We start from the raw sequence: 18,877 nt of genomic DNA on the forward strand, positions 1-18,877 counted from the left end.
CCGAGTTCCGGGTTCAGAGTTCAACCTTCAGGCTGCATTAGCGGAATACCAGCAGCAAGCTAAAGCTTGAACTCTGAACCCTGAACTCTGAACTCGGAACCCTGAACCCGGAACCCTGAACTCTTTGGAGGAGCCTTATGATCAAGAAAGCGATGGCGGCAGTCTTTCTCATCGGCGTGCTGCTTACGGCAGCCATGGCGCAAGCCAACTGGCCGCAGTTTCGCGGACCCGGTTCGCTCGGCGTAGCCGAAGATCCAAACCTGCCTGACAAATGGAGCACCACCGAGAACGTCGCGTGGAAGACCGAGATCCCCGGCATGGGATGGAGCTCGCCCGCCGTCTGGGGCGATAACATCTTTCTGACCTCGGTGGTCAGCTCGGTTGAAGGCGAGAAACCGAAGAAGGGTCTATACTTCGGCGGCGAGCGAAAACCGCCAACCGACATCCACCGGTGGATGGTCTACTGCGTGGATTTCAAGACCGGCAAGATTCGCTGGCAGCAGGAAGTCAAGAACGGTCCGCCCGAGAACCCGCGACACTTGAAGAACAGCTATGCTTCGGAGACTCCGGTGACCGACGGCGAGCGTGTCTATGCTTACTTCGGAAACGTGGGTCTGTTCTGCTTCGACATGAGCGGCAAGCTGCTGTGGTCCAAGAAGTGGGGGCCGTTTGCGACGCGCTACGGCTGGGGAACCGCCGCATCGCCGGTGTTGTACAAGGACCGGCTGTACGTAGTCAACGACAACGACACCGCGTCGTTCATGATCGCGCTGAATGCGAAGACCGGCGAACAGATATGGCGAGTCGAAAGAGAGCAGGGAACCAACTGGGCTACGCCATACGTGTGGGAGAGCGGCTCACGGACCGAGATAATCACGCCGGGAACAAAGAAGACCAGGTCTTACGATTTGAACGGCAAGCCGCTGTGGGAGTTCAGCGGGATGTCTTCGATCTCGATACCGACGCCGTTTTCGCGGCACGGACTTGTTTACATCGCGTCCGGTTACGTGGGCGATCAGCTCCGGCCGGTGTATGCGATCAAGCCGGGCGCTTCGGGTGACATCTCGCTAAAGCCGGGAGAGCTGAGCAACAACTACATCGCGTGGTACCAGCCGCAAGCGGGGCCTTACAACCCGTCGCCGATCGTCTACGGCGACTACTACTACACGCTTTACGATCGCGGCTTTTTCACCTGTCACGATGCGAAGGATGGAGGCGAGGTCTATCCAAAAGTACGAATCGATCCTGGCGTAAACGCGTTCACGTCGTCGCCGTGGGCATACAACGGCAAGATATTTTGCTTGAGTGAAGACGGCGACACGTTTGTGATTCAGGCGGGCAAAGAGTACAAGCTTGTGGGCAAGAACTCTCTGGACGAGATGTGCATGGCGACGCCGGCAATCGTGCGGGGGAGCTTGGTCATCCGCACCGCGACGAAGCTTTATCGAATCACGAAGGGCGGCGCTTCGAAGGCTTAACAGTAAACCCCGAAGGGAGTGGCGGAATAAAGCCACGGGGGCTTTACTTCCGCCATCCCTTCGGGATTCACAGGGGTTGCCGAGTTTACGCCTCATTGCTTGGTAACGCGGTTCGAGAGATGCAGACCCAATGCAGCGATGGCGTGTGGCGTATTGCTGCGTTTGGTAGTATCCGTGAGGAGTATGTTTATGAAGAAACTTGGCGTCATTCTGGTGACAGCATTCTGCGCCCTTGCCGCGTACGCTCAGATTCAGAAAGAGCAACCGGCCATTTTCAACTTCACCCGCGTGAGCGATCAGTATTGCACGGGTGGCCAGCCGAAGCTCGAGGCTCTGGAAAAGCTGAAGTCGGAAGGCGTGAAGTCGATCATCAACCTCCGCACACCGGGCGAGCACCGCGCCGCCGATGAAGAAGCTAAGGCGAAAGAACTCGGACTCAAGTACTTCAACATCCCGGTTGTGTACAGGGACCCAAAGGATGAACAGGCCACCGAGTTCCTCAAGATAACCGACGATCCTGCAAACCGCCCGGTCTTTATTCACTGCACCGCGGCGATTCGAGTCGGCGCGTTCTGGATGATCCGTCGTGTGTTGCGTGACGGCTGGACGGTTGAGGCCGCGGAAGAAGAAGCCAGGAAGATCGGCCTCCGCGAAGCGCCCCACCTAACCGAGTTCGCGCGGAACTACATCGCGAAGTACGGGAAGAAGTGAGGGTAGTCCTACCTTGCCTGAAGGCGACAATCAAAAGCTGATCATAACTCACGCGGTGCTGACCGGCCTCACTCCCTTGATTCCAGTTCCGATTGTCGACGATCTGGTTAAGAGCTACTTCCAGCGACGGCTTGTACGCGAGCTGACACGCGTTTACGCGATCACCCTGACCGAGCAAGAGATGAAAACCCTCGCCGACGATCCGGGCAGCGGGTGTCTGGCTGGCTGCCTCGGCGGCGCGCTCCTGCTCCCGTTCAAGCTGATCTTTCGCAAGCTGTTCTTCTTCCTCGAATGGAAACGTGCCGCCGACACGGTGAGCCGCACCTTTCATCAAGGCTATCTCCTCGATTGTGCGTTGAACGAGGGCTGGTTCCGGGGTCAGCGCAACGCTTTTGAGCTTCGGGCGGCGATTGACGCGGTCTGCCGCGAAGTGGGAACGGGTCCGGTTGAACGCGCGGTGAGCTTGACGCTCAGTCAATCGAAGGCGACGCTCAAGTCGGCCGCGAGTCTCCTGAACCGAAGCTTGAAGAGCGTTTCGGGTAAGCCTGATGCCGAGCGAGTTGCTTCAGCGGCCGAAGCAGTGGAAGCCGAGGAGGAGCGCGAGATCGAGGGCGTGATCAACAAGCTACAGAAGTCGATTCAAAGCGTGCCCGAAGACTACTTCCTCAACCTGCGCGGGCGCCTGGCCGCGGGGCTCCACGTTGGCTGAAAACTACAATCTGTTCAGCGAACCTCGAAAGCGAGCGTTACCGTCGATGAACCGGGCCGCCTCCTGATCGCCTCGCGCTTGTCTACATCGAACGGCTTGCCTATGTTGTTTCCCGCCAGGTCTTCGATCGTCGTTTCGATCAGAAGCTTGTACCCGCCACGACGCCATGGATTGTCTGGGACAAAAGTCCAACGACGTTCCTGATCCTCCAGCACGGACTTCCCGTCGATTGAACCTCCAGAGTCGCTGGTTACCCGGATCGAGCGTGGAGTGACGGCGTTATCCATTGGCTCCGGGAAAATGACCGACAGCCGTTCGAGCGTGCCGGAAGGTGGAGGCTGAGTCCTCCAGCGCGCCGGATCCACAGGCTCGCGATCAGAAGGACCAGCCTTGAACGTTTTCTCAAAAGACTGTTTGAGCGGGACCCCGGCGCCGTCCTTCCACGCGCTGTCGATTGCCAGTGTGTAGCTCTTTCCGGCTTCCAGCACGGGTCCAATCTCTTCGAGCGGACGAACTCCTCGCTTGATCCTGCCGGGATCGATGATCAGGGTCAGCCGAGTCATTGCCGGGTCCCACAACTCCTCGTCGATCTCCAGGAAGGGAAGCTCGACTTCCTTGCCCGCGCTGTCGCGCAAGTGAACGTGATCGTAGATGCGGCCGCGGCTCATCGGCGACGAGAAGTGGACGTAGAACTTGAGAAGGTTTTCAGGCAACACGTCGGCGCTTGGATAAACGTGACTCACGACGGTGGTTGGTGACGAGCTTAGCGAGGGTGATTTGTAGACCGAAGTGACCGGATCGCCCGCATCACCGCTTAACGAAACGGGACGAAACACTGCGCGATATTCGGCCTCCGGTTCAACCGGGAACTGCGACTCGAACAGGAGCACATTTGACTCGACGCGGTAGGCGCCAAGCATCGGCGGCAAGTTCGGATCCGATGTCGAGCCCGGCCGCCCGGCGTAAACCGACAACAGGCGTTGCCATTCGGCGGGCGTCCACGTTGATCCTCGCAAGCGGTCGAGCGATACCGCACCGAGCCCGTGCACTTCGACGAGCAGCCTGTTTGAGCCTGTTTGATCGAGCGTCCAGCGGAGGGAAACCGGCGCCGCCGAGCTTGAAGGCTCGGGCGGCGCCGCGCGTTTGCAGGCTTGAAAAGTGAGCGACGCGCCGAAGGTGATCAATGCCGCAACAAAAATGGCCGGCAGCTCGCCTTGCCGTCGAGGCCCGTTCATAGCTGCTTTACGGCAACGGCAGCGATTCGAGAATCATCGAGCCGCCTTCGACGCGGCGGACGACGACTGCGTATTTGCCGTCTAGTCGATCAAGTTGCTCGACTCCGGTCCAGCCCGTGATCGTCTCGTAGCTCAGCCCCTTTTTGTCCGGCACCGGCGCTACGATGCCCTCGGCCTTGTCGATGTTATCCGTGCTGATCTTCATCACCCCGCGGCTGCTGTTGGCCATCAGCAGATAAGGCTTGCCGTCCTTCTCGTAGACGATCATATCGAGCGGGCGGTTCCGGTTGCCAAGCTCGGCTATGGTCTTGCCCTGAATCTTTGCGCCGGGCTTCAGCTCGCTGATCGGAAACTGCACAAGCGGCGTGCAGGTGTAAGCGGCAAGGAGATGCTGCTGGCCGCCGACTTTGAACGCCGCGAAAGTTCGCACCGGCGCTCGCGTTTCGAATCGCCCGTGATTGCCGTGATAGATCTCGACGCTGGTGGGCGTGGCCAGGGTCTTGAACGGGAATGGTACAGCGCGGAGAGTCGAAGCGAACTCCTCATTTGACAGCCCGGCGATCACGACGCGGCCGTCGAGGAAGGCGATGTCCGTGATTGATTCCTGTCGCGGATTGCTCTGCCGGTTGCCCTGACCGACGACTGCATCCGCCGGCGCATTAGGCAACGATACTCGCGAGAATTTCACCTTGTCCAGCGAGACCACCTCGAGCTGTCCGTCGGCTCTTACCCGTACCAGCACCGGAACCGCGTCGGGACCGCGTCCACGTGAGACGGCCAGGTAGGCATTATGCGACACCGGGTTCACGGCCAGATCCTGGATTTGGATTTGATCGGCACTCGTGCCGAGGAGGCTTGCGAGCTTCTGATCGACGCCCTCGACCTTAATGAGTTTGGCAGCGGAAGCCTTGGCGTCGCCGGTAGCAATCGCCGTAACCGCGGCGGCTTTGGTGTCGGCGACAAAGAGAATTCCCTCAGGCCCAAATGCGAGCGGGCCCATGAACTGAAAAGCCGGCTTGCCTTCTTTTAGGTCGGTCGTCCAACTGGCAGTGCCCGCGCCGTTGGCGAGCATGCCGATGGTCAGGATCACGAGTAACAGCGGCAATAGAGAACGCTTCATAGATGCTCCTTTCTGTGACAGGTCGAAGATGAGACGCGCGGAACCGCGCGGGTATACGAGCTACGGCACACATAATCAAGCGCTCGTGGCGAATCTGTCAAGATCGGCGGCGGGTAGATCGCTATTGGCGGTACGCAGTGCTTGGCCTTCATTCTCGATCGGCGGCAAAGGCGAGACACGCGCGAATGTCATCGAGCGTTAGGTCGGGGAATTCAGCGACGATCTCTTCTGGAGACATTCCACCCGCAAGGTATTCCAGCACATCCGTAACCGTCATCCGAGTGCCACGAATGCATGGTTTGCCGCTTCGCTTGTCCGGCTCAATGGTGATGATCGATGTGTAATCCATCGCTGGAGACTCATAACACAGTCTTTCTCCGAGGACTGTCGGCAAAAATGCGTGAAGCGGCAATCAGAGACTCTCGAACACGATCTTTTTCGGCCTCGGCTTGGATTCTTGAAGCTTCTTCAAGAATGATTCCAGAGATTCCGTTGATAGAGCTGGAACGGAGTCTTTTTCAATGAAGAAATCGGTCCTGGCGTGCAGGTTCGAAAGTATGCGCCACTCCGTCGTCTTGGGGAATTCCGTCGGCTTGGTCTTCTCAAGGAATAGAATTCTGTACTCGCCTTTCTGATATGTGGGACCGACCCACGCCGTCTCAGTGAAGTTGAACTCCTTCCCAGCGGTAAAGGGGCCCTTTACAACCTTCAATACTCTTGCGGCTGCCACCATCGGTCCATCGGAAGGGGTCGCGGTGTAGTCAGTCGATAGAATCTCAACGGCCACCACTGCCTCAGCGGCCGCAATCAAGCCTTCGAAGGCGCGTTGTTCCTGCTTCAGCGCAATGGTTTCCGATCCGATTGCCAGGAACGCCATTAGTATGAGCGGACCGCTTGAAGCCAGCTTAGTCATGTCTGATCCCAATAGCTTACCTCAACGCGAATAACTGAGTTGCAGTGTTACTATCGCGCCGGACCCGAGGATTTCTTACCAATACAAAAAAGATACGCATCGGTTCGAATGAAGAGCTGTCCGTTTGAGATAGCCGGTGACGCCACCAGTCGCTCCCCCAGATCATTGCGCGCCATAACCTGGAACTCTCGCCCCGCCTTTAACACGATCGTCTCTCCTGTTTCGCTTAACAGGTAGACCTTTCCATCGCCGGCGACCGGTGAAGCACTGAATATTCCCTCCATCCGTGACTGCCAAACCTTCTCTCCGGTCTTTGCGTCGATGCAGGTTGCAACTCCGGCGTCGTTGGCCATGTAGATCAGGCCTTGATACAGCACAAGCGACGACACGTAGGGTGCACCCGTTGGTACGAGCCATTGGACGTGCGTGCCCGATATGTCGCCCTTGCCGCCGAGCCGGATTGCCATGAAGGGGCCGCTTCGATAGCCGCGGCTCGCATACATCACACCGTTCTCGGACGACGGCACCGGAATCGGAAATCGATTGGGCTCGCCGGTGTACCAGAGATGTTTGCCGGTCGCGGGATCATAAGCGTCGATTCGCTCGCTGGCATTTACGATCAGCTCATCGCCGCCTGGACCGCGAACTACCGTGGGCGTGCTGTAGGACCGGACGCCCTTGCCGCGATCCACCTTCCACTTTTCCTTTCCCGTCTTCTTATCCAGAGCCAGCAAGTGCGACGCAGGAATGTGGTCGCAGAGCAGGATCAACATGTCCCGGTAGAGTGCGGGTGAGCTTCCGTGTCCCCATTCGATCTCGAACGGCGAGTACTCCTTTCCAAGGTGGCGCTGCCAAACGAGCTTGCCCTCCATATTCACGGCGACAAGCTGACCGTTCCCGAACCAGGCATAAACCAGATCGCCATCGGTGACAGGGCTTGGACTCGCCAGGTTGTGCTTCTGGTGGAGAGGCGCGAGCTTTCCTTCCGCGGCCACCCGATACTCCCACAGACGGCTGCCGTCGGATCTGCGAAAGGCTTCAACCAGGAAGTAGAGTTGCTTCTCTGTCGTCGCCGCACCCTTACCCATAGGCTTTTCCGCCGCCGCTTCCGGGCCTCGAGCGAGAGTGGGATGCGATCCGGGGCGCAACTCTGCCTGGCCCAATTGAGAGGTGACGAACACCCGATCGCCCCAGGCGATTGGTGACGAGACGCCGAGTCCTTTCAGCGGAGCCTTCCACGCGACTTCATCCTTGCCCCAACGAGTCGGCAGACCGGTCTCATTCGAGACTCCGTTCCCGGAAGCGCCTCTCCACTGCGGCCAGTTGTCCGAATAGGCCGCGCCGGGAATGCCAATCATCACGATTATTACGCCGAACAGAATGCGCATCTCGCGTCCTCCTTTGAAAGAGTTTCGTAGTCCGGCCTTCAGGCGGAAGTTCGTAGTGCTCGGCCGGCAAAACGATAATTCGAACTTCCGCCTGAAGGCGGGACTACGAACGGGGCTACGAACGCTTCGTCGTTTCTTACTACATCCTGGCTAGTTGCACCAACCTGGCTCGCGCCTCTTCGGTTGTGTGGATAGGCGAGTCGAAATCTATTCGCAATTTGCGCTTGTCAGCTAAGAGATCAAATCCTTCGCTATCGATCCCCGTCATTGTTACGGCTTCCACATCAGCCTGTCCTGACATTTTGCAGTAGTGAAACAAGGCTTTACTGTGATCACGATTCATATGCTCGACAATCCCGCGCTCGGTCTCACGGAATGGATTCTTGACGAGCATAGCGTCCGGCTCGATCCAGAATATCTGTCCAAACCCGCCGATGAAGCGCGCTCTCCGCAGACGAATTCGATAGAACGAAAAGTCATGCGCCTCGAAGTATGATTCTGCTGAAGGAAAATAACGCAGGTAGCGATCGCGTATGTCTGTCTCAGATGGATCGATCGACTCAGCATCTCCTATCCATGTCAGGCGGCTGCTTGCCTGTTGGTCATCGGCGTGCGGATCAAAAACAGTCAGCGACACCTTGTTGTTCTGTTTGATATTGCGCGTATGCTGAGCGATGTCACTGATGAGAATGGCTGGCTCGCCGTCATAATCGAGAGAATATGGAGCTATCGAGCCGAAGGGGTATCCTTCGACATCGATCGAATGAGTGGACAGCACGCCGACGCTCTGGTGGTTCAGCAGTCGCCTCGCGGTAAGTGCCTGGTGTGACATGCTTCCTATTCTACGGGTGTGCTGGTATCTTGCACAGCGATGTTAGCAAGGGGCGTCCCACCCTGCAAACACTGTGATAAAATGCGGATGGTCGTGACATGGAGGATCGATGATGATAACAAAGGAGCAAATCGTTCAAACGGTTCATAGCTTGAGTCAAACCGAATTGGAACAGCTAGCTCAATATCTAGCATTCATCAAGTATCAGTCCCGAATCAGGACCATTCCATCATTTGATGAGAGTCAGTTGGCTGCGCTGTATGTCGAATCTTCAGAAGAAGACCTGGAACTGGCAGAAGAAGGACTATCAGACTATGCCATGGCGCTAGCGCAAGAGGATGCCGGATGACATTCAAGCGAAGCGAAGTGTGGCTAGCAGATCTCAATCCCACGCGGGCCTCGGAGCAGGCAGGCACGCGACCGGTGCTCATATTCCAGAACGATTTGATTAACAAGTTCACGACGACGGTGCTGACTATACCATTCACAACAAACTTGCGACGGGCTTCTTTACCATCCTGTGTGAAAGTTGCAAAGGGAGAAGGCGGCTTAACGAGCGATTCAGTCGCGCTATGTCACCAGTTGAGAGTTTTGGACAAGACTCGATTGCAAAAGAAGCTTGGCGACTTGAGTGAAGAGACAATGGCTTCCATCGAGAGTCGAGTCGTGTTCACGATGGGCATCGCCTGAGCGAGGCCACGAGTCTACCAATTCGTTTGAACCGAAAGCCGCTGGGCAATCCTCAGCATGACCGAGCGCGGTTGAGCGATCCCGTCAAAAAAGCGGGACGCCTATTGTGCGTCTGCTCGAAAAAAGCGAGCATATGAAACCGAAGGCACAACAACCTGCCCAGCTCCTTCGACGTTCGATCCGGCTGGCGCGGAAGCTAGAGAGAATCTCTTCGAACCGCGCCGCGTCGCGGCTGCTGACGCGGGTCGGATTTGGATTTCTGCTGCGCGGCCGGCGCCTCGCCACTGCGATCGAGGCCGTGCCCTCCGAATGCTCTTACGAAGCTCTCATTCTAGTTCGCACGATGTTTGAGATCTTCTTCGATTACAAATGGATTCGCCTAACGCATAAGCACTCTCGAGCCGTCCGTTTCCTTCGATATCAAGCTATAGACAAGCTGAAGTGCCTCGAAGCTATGCCCACCGTGTTTCCGCCTCCGAAGCTTCAAAGCATAATGAAGCGGCTCAAAGCTGAACGCTCGGAGACGCGTCACCTGTTTCGCTTCCGTGACAAGAAAGGTAACTTGCAGTGGGCTAGGTCCTGGGCTTATCCCGTGAATTCGGTGGAGGGCCGAGTTAGGGAACTTCGATTGAGCGCTCCAATCACCCCTCAAGATAACTACTGGTATGGCCTGTACAGATGGATGAGCTGGATTGTTCATGCAGGTCCACAATCGCTAGAGGCTATGCTAACCGCGAATGGCGCTTTGAAACCAAAACAGCCGCTTGAAGATCCTAGCCTGCCGCTCACCCTTGCTTGGGTGCTGCTCTTGTCGATCATCGATTTCCTTGCTAGCGATCTGAAGCTCCGGAAGGCCTTGGAACCGGAGCTCTCGCGACTCATAAAGCGACTGAACGCCAAAGGATAGTGCCGTGATGTGTTTAAGAGCACGACATGGACTTTGTTGACTCGATCCGTTTTATAAAAAGGAGATAAGCCGATGCGTCTGACCGAGCCACGTGTTAAACCTCTTCCGCAGGCCGAATGGGATGATGAGACCGGAGCGCTTATGGAAAGCCTCCGGCTAGATGGGCACGTCTACAACATCTTCACGACACTCGCGCGGCATCCGCAGCTCTTGAAACGATGGCTGGTATTCGCAGGCCATGTGCTGTCCAAATCTACGCTTTCCGCGCGGGAGCGAGAGATCGCCATCTTGCGCATGGCGTGGCTATGCCGAGCGGAATACGAATGGGGACATCACCTCGCAATCGGAAAGCAAGCCGGCCTCGGCGACGATGACATCAAGCGGATCGCAGAAGGCCCGGACGCGGCGGGACTCGACCCGTTTGAAGCCACGCTGATTTCCGCCGTTGACGAGTTGCACGCTGACTCTTTCATCGGCGATTCCACCTGGAAGGCGCTTGCCGAACGGTACAACACCCAACAGCTTATGGATCTGGTCTTCACCGCCGGCCAGTACAAGCTTGTGTCAATGGCGCTCAACTCGCTGGGGGTGCAGTTGGAAGAAGGCTTTGCGGGGTTCAAATGAGACTTAAAGATAAAGTAGCCATCGTAGTTGGAGCCGGCCAAACGCCGGGAGAAACGATCGGCAACGGCCGCGCAACCGCCATCCTCTTCGCCCGAGAAGGCGCTCGCGTGGTGCTGGTCGACCGCGACAACGAATCAGCGCTCGAGACTCAAGTCTTGATCGAAGGGGAAGGCGGAACCTGCTTCACGTTTGAGGCAGACGTCACTCGCCAGGATGATTGCGCCGGGTTCGTCCGGGCTGCAATGGAAACTTACGGCCGGGTCGATGTGCTGCATAACAACGTCGGCATCGGCAGCGGGGACGACGAGATCTTAAGCCTGAGTGAAGAGTCCTGGGACAGAATCATGAGCGTGAACCTCAAGGGCATGTTCCTGTCTTCAAGAAGTGTGCTGCCGTTGATGAGGGAACAGCGCAGCGGTTCGATCATCAACATCTCCTCGATTGCGGCGATCTGCTCGGCGAATATCGTCGCTTACAAGACTTCGAAGGCCGGCGTGAACGCGCTCACTCACCAGATCGCTCTCGAGAATGCAAAGTACAACATTCGCGCGAATGCGATAATGCCCGGCTTGATGAACACGCCGATGGCCATCGAGGGGATTTCAAAGTCACGCGGAGTTCCGAAAGAGGACTTGATCCGTCAGCGAGACGCGCGGGTGCCGCTCGGAGGAAAGATGGGAACGGCCTGGGACGTCGCTTACGCTGCGCTGTTTCTTGCTTCCGACGAAGCCAAGTTCATCACTGGAGTGATGCTGCCGGTCGATGGCGGGCAAAGCGCGCGAATAGGTTAGCCGCCGTTTCACAATTGGCTCTCTGACGACTAAGATTTGGCTTGCACAATCTGCCCTTGAATCGGTCCAACTCGAAGGCATTGTGCTCTGTGCCGAGTCTTCACGTATAGAACCGGAGGATGAAAATCCATTTGAACGCCTCGGTCCCCACGGGCGCGACGATTCGAAGAGTCGCCATCGCCAGCTTCATCGGCACGACTATCGAATGGTATGACTTCTTTCTCTATGGAACCGCCAGCGCGCTGATCTTCAACAAGCTCTTCTTCCCTAACTACGATCCACTGACAGGCACACTCGCATCGTTCGGCACTTATGCCGTCGGGTTTGCGGCCCGACCCATCGGCGGCATAGTGTGCGGCCACTTCGGCGACAAGATCGGACGCAAGTCCATGCTGATCCTCACTCTGCTCATCATGGGCATCGCGACTTTCCTGGTCGGCTGTCTTCCCACCTACAACCAGATTGGAATCTGGGCGCCGATACTGTTGATCGTGCTGCGAGTTGCGCAAGGTTTCGGAATCGGCGGGGAGTGGGGCGGCGCGGTGTTGATGGCGGTCGAGCATTCGCCAAAGGGGCGGCGCGGCTTCTACGGGAGCTGGCCTCAGATCGGCGTGCCCGCCGGACTGCTGCTGTCGACGGTCATCTTCGCACAGATCTCGAAGCTGCCCGACGAAGCGCTGCTCACGTGGGGCTGGCGCGTGCCGTTCCTTCTCAGCGTCGTCATGGTCGGCGTGGGAGTATTCATCAGACTCGCAGTAGTCGAGCCGCCAATTTTCGCGGAGATGAAGCGAGCCGGGGCCGGAGCCCGCATGCCGATCCTCGACGCGGTGCGCGAGCACCCAAAGAGCGTGTTGTTGGCGATGGGCGCGCGCATTGCGGAGAACGGCGCGTTTTATTTGTACACAGTGTTCGTGCTGACGTACGCGACCCAGCCGAAGATCGGGTTTTCCCGCGCGGGGGTTCTTACGGCCATCTCGATCGCCGCGGTGATCGAGCTGTTCACGATGCCGGCCTTTGGCGCGTTGTCGGATCGATTGGGGCGGCGGCCGGTCTATCTGTTTGGGGCAATCTTCACCGGTCTGTTCGCGTTCCCGTCTTTCTGGCTGATTGAAACATCGAGCACGGGTTTGATGGTGCTTGCGATCGTGCTCGCTCTGGTGTTTGGACATTCGGCGATGTACGGTCCGCAAGCGAGTTTCTTCTCGGAACTGTTCGGCACGCGAGTCAGGTACAGCGGCGCGTCGCTTGGTTATCAGCTCGCGTCGGTGATCGCGGGAGGACTTTCGCCTCTGATCGCGACGGGTCTTCTGAAGCGTTATGGCGCTTCGTGGCCGATCGCATTGTTTATTATCGGGATGGCTGCAGTCACTACGGTATCGGTGTATTGGGCGGCGGAGACTGCGCACACCGACATCGAGTAGTTGACATTGTTTAGATAAATGACACGCAATTCATGAGCTTGAGGAGAGCCTCGTTTCTACAGCACTGCCACAGCCCGCCGGCACGAGCGGCCGCGACTGAAAAGAAACCCAAGGGATGATCGATGGCGCTTTAATGAAGGGTCCCCGGGGACAGCTGGAGTTCTTTCGAGGAGCGCCGCTCGATTCTAATTTGCAGCGCGGACACCAGGGCGCCAGATCGCTATCGCCCGCGGCTCATCCTGATGTTATGCTTCTCGCACTCAACAGCCGAGCCCGATGGACGTTGCACCGGGGCAGCGGCGCAATCTCTCTGAGTGAAAGGAACGGCTAATGGAAAAATGGCTCGGAAAGTACTCGGACGTTTTCTACGCGTTGATGCGAATCATCGCCGGTTTTTTGTTTGCTTGTCACGGCGCGCAGAAGCTATTTGGCGTGCTCGGAGGACAGAAGCAGGAGGCCACGCTGATGATTGTAGCCGGTGTCATTGAACTCGTGGGCGGGATACTAATCGCCGTGGGTTTTTTCACCAGCATCGTCGCGTTCATCTGTAGCGGCCAGATGGCCGTCGCCTACTTCAAGCAGCACGCCCCCGCCGGCTTCTGGCCGATCACGAACCGCGGCGAGCTTGCCGTACTGTTCTGCTTCGTGTTTTTGTACATCGCTTCTCGAGGCTCGGGGATATTGAGCATCGATGCGCTGATAGCAAAAGCAAGAGGCGCCGAGATCCAGAAAGCAGAAGGCGGTAAAAAGTAGGCAGAAGGGAGTAGGCAGCCGACATTCAGTAGGTAGAAATCAAAACGGAGTCGAAAGGTAGGATGCCTGCTTTTGTTCCTACTCACTTTCTGCCTTCTGCTTTCTGCCTTCTGCCTTCTGCCTTCTGCCTTCTGCTTTCTGCCTTCCTCCTACTGTCCGTTCAGCCTCTCCCTCATCAGCACACGCACACCCCGGCGCCAGTCTTCGTTGATCCCAATCCGGTACACCGGCACGCGTTCGTGGATCGAACTCGCGATCAGCTTCGTGGTCTCGTGAAAGCGGAACAGCGGCGCGACCAGATATAGCAGCGGCGGCGCGTCGATCAAGCTCAACCCATCGAAATAACCACGTCGATGAAAGTCGTCACGCGCGCGGTGCCATTCCACTCGCAGCCAGTAATCGAGCGCCTGAAACGGAAACTCAGTCTCCTCGCTCACCTTGAGCTCCATCACCACAAGCCGCCCTTCACGAGTCGCCGCCAGAAGATCTATGAAAGTGCGCTGCTCGCCTCGATAGGTTGGCACTTGCGAGTAGACGAAACGCGGATCGAGCGTCGCGTCCAACGCAGTGACGTCGCAGCTGATGATCGCCTCCAGCCAGCGTTCGGGTTGATAGCGAAAGATCATCTCGTTGCGAAACTCAGCTTCGGGACGGCGGCGGATGATCGTCTCCCGAATCAGCCGCTCGAGCTCATGCTCGTTCTGGTGATTGAGTTTCACCCGAGCTTCTCCTATTCCGAACTCGACTCGGCGCCGGTTGATCCAGACGCGCGCGACTTCAAGGCCTCGAATTGAGAGCGAAACCCAGGGTCCCCGATGGTGCGCCTCGACGTGATCGGGAGCGAGCCTTCGCACCGACTCGACCAGCATTGCACAGTCCGGCGGCAGCATTCCCGGCCGCGGCCAATGAGCGCGGCGGGCAGCTTTGCGAAAGCTGTCGTTCAGATCGCCTTGATCGAAGGGGGAAACCGGCTCGACCGCGCCCTTCGTTTCGTTGATCCGAAACAACGAGACTCGCGTCGAAGGTGACATCGCCGTCAGGCGAATCGCGATCGTGTCGCTTCGAGGGGCAAAGATCATAAGGCCCTCAACCGAACCGCTTCTGCGGCGAAGCTCATCCAGCCAGATCATCCCTGCCGCGAGGACGGCGTCGACATTCGGCTGGAGCTCGGTTTCGCTAACGCCGATACCCGCAAGACGCTTGCCCCCTTTTAGACTGTCTCGACTGTCTCGAATGATCAGCCGCGCGTGAACCCCCGACAGATGACGCCGGTCGTTGCGCGCGGTGACGGCCCGCTCGACTCGGAGCCCAGGGAGATTGGCTTCGATCATCGCCGCAAGCTTGCGAGCGAAATCCTTTCGGGCCCCGGCCGCTTGCCGAACACCAACGCCGCGGCTCAAAGTGAGCGCGCATCGCTTGAGTCCCATCTGCTTGGAACATTCGAGCGTCAGCCGTTCGGCGGCCAGCTCGCACGAAATGATTCGCCACGACCGCGACCAGCCGTCGCCCCAGCACGACAGGATCAATTTGCCGTAGGAGACTTCTGCCGCGGCGCGCTCGGCCTCGATTCTCGATACCAGATTTTCGTCTTCGAAGAGATCGAACTCGCCGCCAAGCAGGAATAGTTCGAGCTCGTACTTGATTCGGCTTAGATCGAAAGTGATGGCGGGACGCATCACGCGCCGGTTGTAGCAGGGCGGAAGAGTAAGGTCAAGGCGTGTAGTCAGTCCTTTGTGCGACTGCTCTTCAGGTCATATAATGCCAAGCCCTGAACAAACAAGGTGAAGGGCGACACGAAGCGCGAAGAGAAGACCATTCAGACTGAAGTCTGTGCTAACCGGAGGACTCACTATGTGCGATATCACACGACGAGAAATGTTGATTGGAGGCGCGGCCCTCGCCGGCCTGTCGATGAAGGAAGCGAAGGCGCGAGCCGCTGGCTCGAGACCGGAAGTCGGCAAGGTGGACCCGATCGCCGCTGAAGTGTACTTCCACGAAGGCAACCTCGTGCGAGGCCACTGCAACAACGGCTGGATTATTTTTGAAGACTACGTTCTGGTCATCGACGCCAACTTCCCCTCTGGCGCTAACGAGATCCTACCAAAGATTCGCGCCATTACTGAGAAACCCATTCGCTTCGCGTTCGATACACATCATCACGGTGATCACGCTTATGGCAATCAGGTCTGGGTCGAGAACGGAGCGACGCCCGTCGCTCACACCGGGGTGCTGGACGAGATGAAGCGCTACGAGACCGGCTACTACGGCGGCAAGCCTGGCCGCTGGGAAGACGCGGCCAAGACTCGGCCGGATGTCGCCGCCTCGAAGCTCAAGCCTCCGTCGGTTCTTTTCCCGCGCGAGATGGTCTTCGACGACGGCAAGCACCGGGTCGAGCTTATGCACCTGGGCGTCGCGCACACCCACGGCGACGCGTTCGCGTGGCTCCCCAACGAACGCATCTTGTTCACCGGCGACGCGTGCGTGAACGGGCCATACAACTTCGTCGGCGATGGGAATGTCGAGAAGTGGGTGGCGACGCTGGAAGCGGCTCGCAAGCTGGGCGCTCGCATCGTGTGTCCCGGTCACGGCCCTCGCGGAGTGGACACGGTGCTGGCGGATCAGCAGCGATTCTTCAGGTCGCTGCGCGAAGGCGTGGGCGCGCTGGTGAAAGCGAAAAAGTCGGGGCAGGAGGTTCGCGATTCTATCGGCCAGATCAATGCGGCGCTTGCGGGAGACGCTCAGATTGCGCGGTACGTCGGGAAGGGGAACGGTTTTGCGGCTCAAGTGGAGAAGGTGTACACCGAGATGACAGGCCAGGAATTGCCTGCCGCGAAGAAGGTCGCACGCGTCGCGCGTGACCGGCACGCGCTCTCGCATGGGCTCGAATCGCTAGCCTAGAGCCCACGAATAGTAACCCCCGAAGGGGGTGGCGGCATAAAGCCACGGGTGAGTCCGCGAACCCGTGGAGGACGCGCGAAGCGATACACGAACCCCGAAAGGGGTGACGGTCGCCTTTGTAGAGATCGTAGGCCTGAGAACCGTCGCCCGCTTCGCGGGCTAGGATTGTAGCAACGACTTGGTCCACCGATTCGCGGATTCACCCGTGGCTTTATGCCGTCGCCCGCTTTGTGGGCTAGACTAAACCGCCGGGAATGCTAATCGGCTTGTCGGGTTATTTTCCCGACACATCGAAACACGCCATCTGCGTTTGATTGCGAACCAGCAAACGGCCATTGGCTATGGCAGGATAGTTCCAGGTCTTTCCTTCGAGTGCTGAGAACCTCGCCACCTCGGTGGGCTTGTCGGGAGTTGCCTTGACCAGCACCAGTTCTCCCGCGTCTGTTATGACGATCAAGTGCCCGCTTGCGAGAATAACCTGGCCGTAGCCGTAGCGCCCGCCCTTCCATTTGCGCTCGCCCGTCTTCACATCCAGACAAGTCAGAATCCCTTCATCAAGCCCATACACGTTGCCCTCATACACGACTGAGCTGTTGAACTTGTTCTTCATCGAGTTGTTTTCCCAGATCTTGCGCGCCGTCAATCCGTCGCCGCCGGCGGTGACCTCGATGAGCGCCGCACCCTTCCCGTAACCCGACGAGGCGAAGAAGCGATTCGCATCGATCACGATAGGCTGCGAGACGTTGATCCCCATGTCGGTGTTCCAACTCGACTCCCACAACAACGCTCCGTCCGCGACCGCAAGCCCGACGATGCGGTTGGCAGTTTCGACCAGGATCTGCCGCTTGCCTGCCAGCGTCACAAGCATAGGAGAAACGTAAGCCTGGGTGTCGTTGAGAGACCTCCAAACCGGCGCGCCGGTGAGTTTGTTGTAGGCAACTACCGACTTACCTGCTCGTCCGCCGGGAAGAACCACGACCTTGTCATCGACGATGAGCGGCGCGCCGGACATTCCCCACGAAAGATTGTCCGCGCCGTTGTCCTTGAGAATATTCTTAGACCAGTTCAGCTTTCCGGTCTTCGCGTCGAAGCAGCGAAGATCGCCTTCGGCGCCTAGGGCGTACAAGCGGCCAGCTTCCCAGGTGGGAGTTGCGCGCGGGCCATCCCCTCCCATCGATTCTTTGAATTCTGCGTCTGAGCCGTGGGTCCAAAGCTCGCGCCCGGTTTCGACATCGTAAGCGGCCACGATCTCCTGCCGCCTCCGCTGTTCTATAGTGAAGGCCACTCCTTCGGCTACTACGAACGACGCGTAGCCGCCGCCGATCGGCTGCTTCCAAAGAAGACGTAGTCCTTCAGCAGGCCAGGCAGTTTGAATTGGTCCTTCATCGTAGCGGCCATCTCGAGCGGGGCCGCGGAAGTCGGTCCAGTAGCTTCGAGCTGTTTTCACCGGAGCCGCAATAGCAGCCGGCTTTGATTCATTCGCATTCGCGGCGATTGTCGAGGGCGAAACCTCCGCCTTGTTATCCACCGTGGAAGGCCCGCCCCCGGCGCCGGTCGCAAGTTCTCGCTGTTGAGCGCGCTGCCGTTCAAGCTCGGCGTAGTGCGCTTCCGTTTGCGGGTCGGGTTTGCCGACAAAAAGGCGGCCGCCGAAAAGAAGGAAAACATATGCGGCGCCCAGTGCGAGAATCCCGACCGAGCCGAAAACCTTCTTGCCCGTCTCGGCGTCACTGCGCATCCAGAGAAGGATCAGCCCGAGCGGAGGGATAAGAATCGCGGCAAGAATAATGCCCGGCCACGAGCGATACCACGGCGTGGAAGCAGAAATCGATTCCATCATTGTTGGTCTCCTGCTTTGTCGTCTTGATCGCTCAAGAAGATTTTCTCAAGCCTAGAGTTACCGCCTACTTCTTCACGAATACGCGCTTCGCTTCAAATGATCCTCTCTGGTCATCGAAGTAGTAATCAACTGTCAATGTGCTGCCCTCGGATGAGAGCGTCCACTTGCGCATAGCCTTCCGCGTGACCGGACCATTGGGAGAATCAGAAGTGACGATGTCCTCGATGACCGCCCCTCGCCCATCCGGCAGCCACATTGCCTTGCGCTTACCCTTGGCGCCCGGCTGCGCTCCGGGAGGCGCAAACTCTGTCTCCTTGCCGTCAAGGGTGTACGTTTCATTGATCGTCTGCTCACCCTGCTGAGTTTTTAGTTTGGCGTCGACTTTGATTTGATCGCCGGTGTGAACGACCGTCAAGGTTTGCTCCAGCCCCGGCGGATTGCTATAGCTGCGGTTAGCGTCCATCACCCATGTGCCGCTGAAATCCGGCTTCGACGAAGCCGACGCGATAAGAGCGAGGGAAAGAAATATGAGCGAGCAACTGACTTTGAGTCTCATACCATCGTTCTCCA

General features: G+C 57.9%; 20 protein-coding genes. 11 read left to right on the forward strand and 9 right to left on the reverse strand.

Annotation, left to right across the window (positions count from 1 at the left end):
* The first annotated feature begins 137 nt into the window (after positions 1 to 137).
* The 3 genes from AABO57_09325 (at position 138) to AABO57_09335 (ending at position 2,898) form a co-directional block, all read left to right on the forward strand.
* Positions 138 to 1,478: a PQQ-binding-like beta-propeller repeat protein gene (locus AABO57_09325; protein ID MEK6285926.1), complete on the forward strand. Its 1,341-nt coding sequence runs from the start codon at positions 138 to 140 to the stop codon at positions 1,476 to 1,478.
* A gap of 189 nt (positions 1,479 to 1,667) precedes the next feature.
* Positions 1,668 to 2,189, forward strand: a complete 522-nt coding sequence (locus AABO57_09330; protein ID MEK6285927.1) for a protein tyrosine phosphatase family protein — start codon at positions 1,668 to 1,670, stop codon at positions 2,187 to 2,189.
* Between the two features lie 13 nt (positions 2,190 to 2,202).
* Positions 2,203 to 2,898: a hypothetical protein gene (locus tag AABO57_09335; protein MEK6285928.1), complete on the forward strand. Its 696-nt coding sequence runs from the start codon at positions 2,203 to 2,205 to the stop codon at positions 2,896 to 2,898.
* Positions 2,899 to 2,912: 14 nt separating this feature from the next.
* Here the strand turns inward: AABO57_09335 and AABO57_09340 are convergent, their stop codons facing one another.
* From AABO57_09340 to AABO57_09365, 6 genes are all read right to left on the reverse strand, one after another.
* Positions 2,913 to 4,133: an Ig-like domain-containing protein gene (locus AABO57_09340; protein ID MEK6285929.1), complete on the reverse strand. Its 1,221-nt coding sequence runs from the start codon at positions 4,131 to 4,133 to the stop codon at positions 2,913 to 2,915.
* Positions 4,134 to 4,140: 7 nt separating this feature from the next.
* Complete coding sequence (locus tag AABO57_09345; GenBank protein MEK6285930.1) at positions 4,141 to 5,253, reverse strand: hypothetical protein; 1,113 nt, start codon at positions 5,251 to 5,253, stop codon at positions 4,141 to 4,143.
* Between the two features lie 148 nt (positions 5,254 to 5,401).
* Complete coding sequence (locus AABO57_09350) at positions 5,402 to 5,602, reverse strand: DUF433 domain-containing protein (GenBank protein MEK6285931.1); 201 nt, start codon at positions 5,600 to 5,602, stop codon at positions 5,402 to 5,404.
* A 63-nt stretch (positions 5,603 to 5,665) separates the two neighbouring features.
* On the reverse strand, positions 5,666 to 6,166 hold the full coding sequence (locus AABO57_09355; GenBank protein MEK6285932.1) for a hypothetical protein: 501 nt from the start codon (positions 6,164 to 6,166) through the stop codon (positions 5,666 to 5,668).
* 50 nt (positions 6,167 to 6,216) lie between these two features.
* Positions 6,217 to 7,554, reverse strand: coding sequence for a PQQ-binding-like beta-propeller repeat protein (locus AABO57_09360; GenBank protein MEK6285933.1), 1,338 nt, complete (start codon positions 7,552 to 7,554; stop codon positions 6,217 to 6,219).
* Between the two features lie 139 nt (positions 7,555 to 7,693).
* Positions 7,694 to 8,386: a DUF2470 domain-containing protein gene (locus AABO57_09365; protein ID MEK6285934.1), complete on the reverse strand. Its 693-nt coding sequence runs from the start codon at positions 8,384 to 8,386 to the stop codon at positions 7,694 to 7,696.
* Between the two features lie 109 nt (positions 8,387 to 8,495).
* On the opposite strand from AABO57_09365, the gene AABO57_09370 reads away from it, so the two are divergent.
* The 7 genes from AABO57_09370 to AABO57_09400 all read left to right on the forward strand — a co-directional run bounded on the left by AABO57_09370 (position 8,496) and on the right by AABO57_09400 (position 13,572).
* Positions 8,496 to 8,735 (forward strand): hypothetical protein, encoded by a 240-nt coding sequence (locus AABO57_09370; GenBank protein MEK6285935.1) that lies wholly within the window; start codon positions 8,496 to 8,498, stop codon positions 8,733 to 8,735.
* Positions 8,732 to 9,076 carry a type II toxin-antitoxin system PemK/MazF family toxin gene (locus AABO57_09375; protein ID MEK6285936.1) on the forward strand — a complete coding sequence of 115 codons (345 nt, stop codon included), beginning with the start codon at positions 8,732 to 8,734 and terminating at the stop codon, positions 9,074 to 9,076. Before AABO57_09370 ends, AABO57_09375 begins: the two co-directional genes overlap by 4 nt.
* A 133-nt stretch (positions 9,077 to 9,209) precedes the next feature.
* The gene (locus tag AABO57_09380) at positions 9,210 to 9,983 is read left to right on the forward strand and encodes a DUF5677 domain-containing protein (GenBank protein ID MEK6285937.1); all 774 of its coding nucleotides are present in this window, start codon (positions 9,210 to 9,212) and stop codon (positions 9,981 to 9,983) included.
* 72 nt (positions 9,984 to 10,055) lie between these two features.
* Complete coding sequence (locus AABO57_09385; GenBank protein MEK6285938.1) at positions 10,056 to 10,607, forward strand: carboxymuconolactone decarboxylase family protein; 552 nt, start codon at positions 10,056 to 10,058, stop codon at positions 10,605 to 10,607.
* Entirely contained in the window at positions 10,604 to 11,398 is a 795-nt protein-coding gene (locus AABO57_09390) for a glucose 1-dehydrogenase (protein MEK6285939.1), read from the forward strand. Before AABO57_09385 ends, AABO57_09390 begins: the two co-directional genes overlap by 4 nt.
* A 119-nt stretch (positions 11,399 to 11,517) precedes the next feature.
* Positions 11,518 to 12,819, forward strand: a complete 1,302-nt coding sequence (locus AABO57_09395; GenBank protein ID MEK6285940.1) for an MFS transporter — start codon at positions 11,518 to 11,520, stop codon at positions 12,817 to 12,819.
* 330 nt (positions 12,820 to 13,149) lie between these two features.
* Positions 13,150 to 13,572 (forward strand): DoxX family protein, encoded by a 423-nt coding sequence (locus AABO57_09400; GenBank protein MEK6285941.1) that lies wholly within the window; start codon positions 13,150 to 13,152, stop codon positions 13,570 to 13,572.
* 149 nt (positions 13,573 to 13,721) lie between these two features.
* Here AABO57_09400 and AABO57_09405 read toward each other — a convergent pair whose 3' ends face one another.
* On the reverse strand, positions 13,722 to 15,248 hold the full coding sequence (locus tag AABO57_09405; protein ID MEK6285942.1) for a hypothetical protein: 1,527 nt from the start codon (positions 15,246 to 15,248) through the stop codon (positions 13,722 to 13,724).
* A gap of 175 nt (positions 15,249 to 15,423) precedes the next feature.
* Between AABO57_09405 and AABO57_09410 the strand changes: the two genes are divergently transcribed.
* On the forward strand, positions 15,424 to 16,470 hold the full coding sequence (locus AABO57_09410; GenBank protein MEK6285943.1) for an MBL fold metallo-hydrolase: 1,047 nt from the start codon (positions 15,424 to 15,426) through the stop codon (positions 16,468 to 16,470).
* 274 nt (positions 16,471 to 16,744) lie between these two features.
* On the opposite strand, the gene AABO57_09415 is transcribed toward AABO57_09410, so the two are convergent.
* Together AABO57_09415 and AABO57_09420 are read right to left on the reverse strand one after the other, a co-directional pair.
* A complete protein-coding gene (locus AABO57_09415; GenBank protein MEK6285944.1) occupies positions 16,745 to 18,307 on the reverse strand; it encodes a PQQ-binding-like beta-propeller repeat protein in 1,563 nt (520 codons plus the stop codon).
* Between the two features lie 64 nt (positions 18,308 to 18,371).
* Positions 18,372 to 18,863, reverse strand: a complete 492-nt coding sequence (locus tag AABO57_09420) for a hypothetical protein (protein ID MEK6285945.1) — start codon at positions 18,861 to 18,863, stop codon at positions 18,372 to 18,374.
* Positions 18,864 to 18,877: the final 14 nt, after the last annotated feature.

The organism is Acidobacteriota bacterium (assembly GCA_038040445.1).
GTDB lineage: Bacteria > Acidobacteriota > Blastocatellia > UBA7656 > UBA7656 > Onstottus_A > Onstottus_A frigus.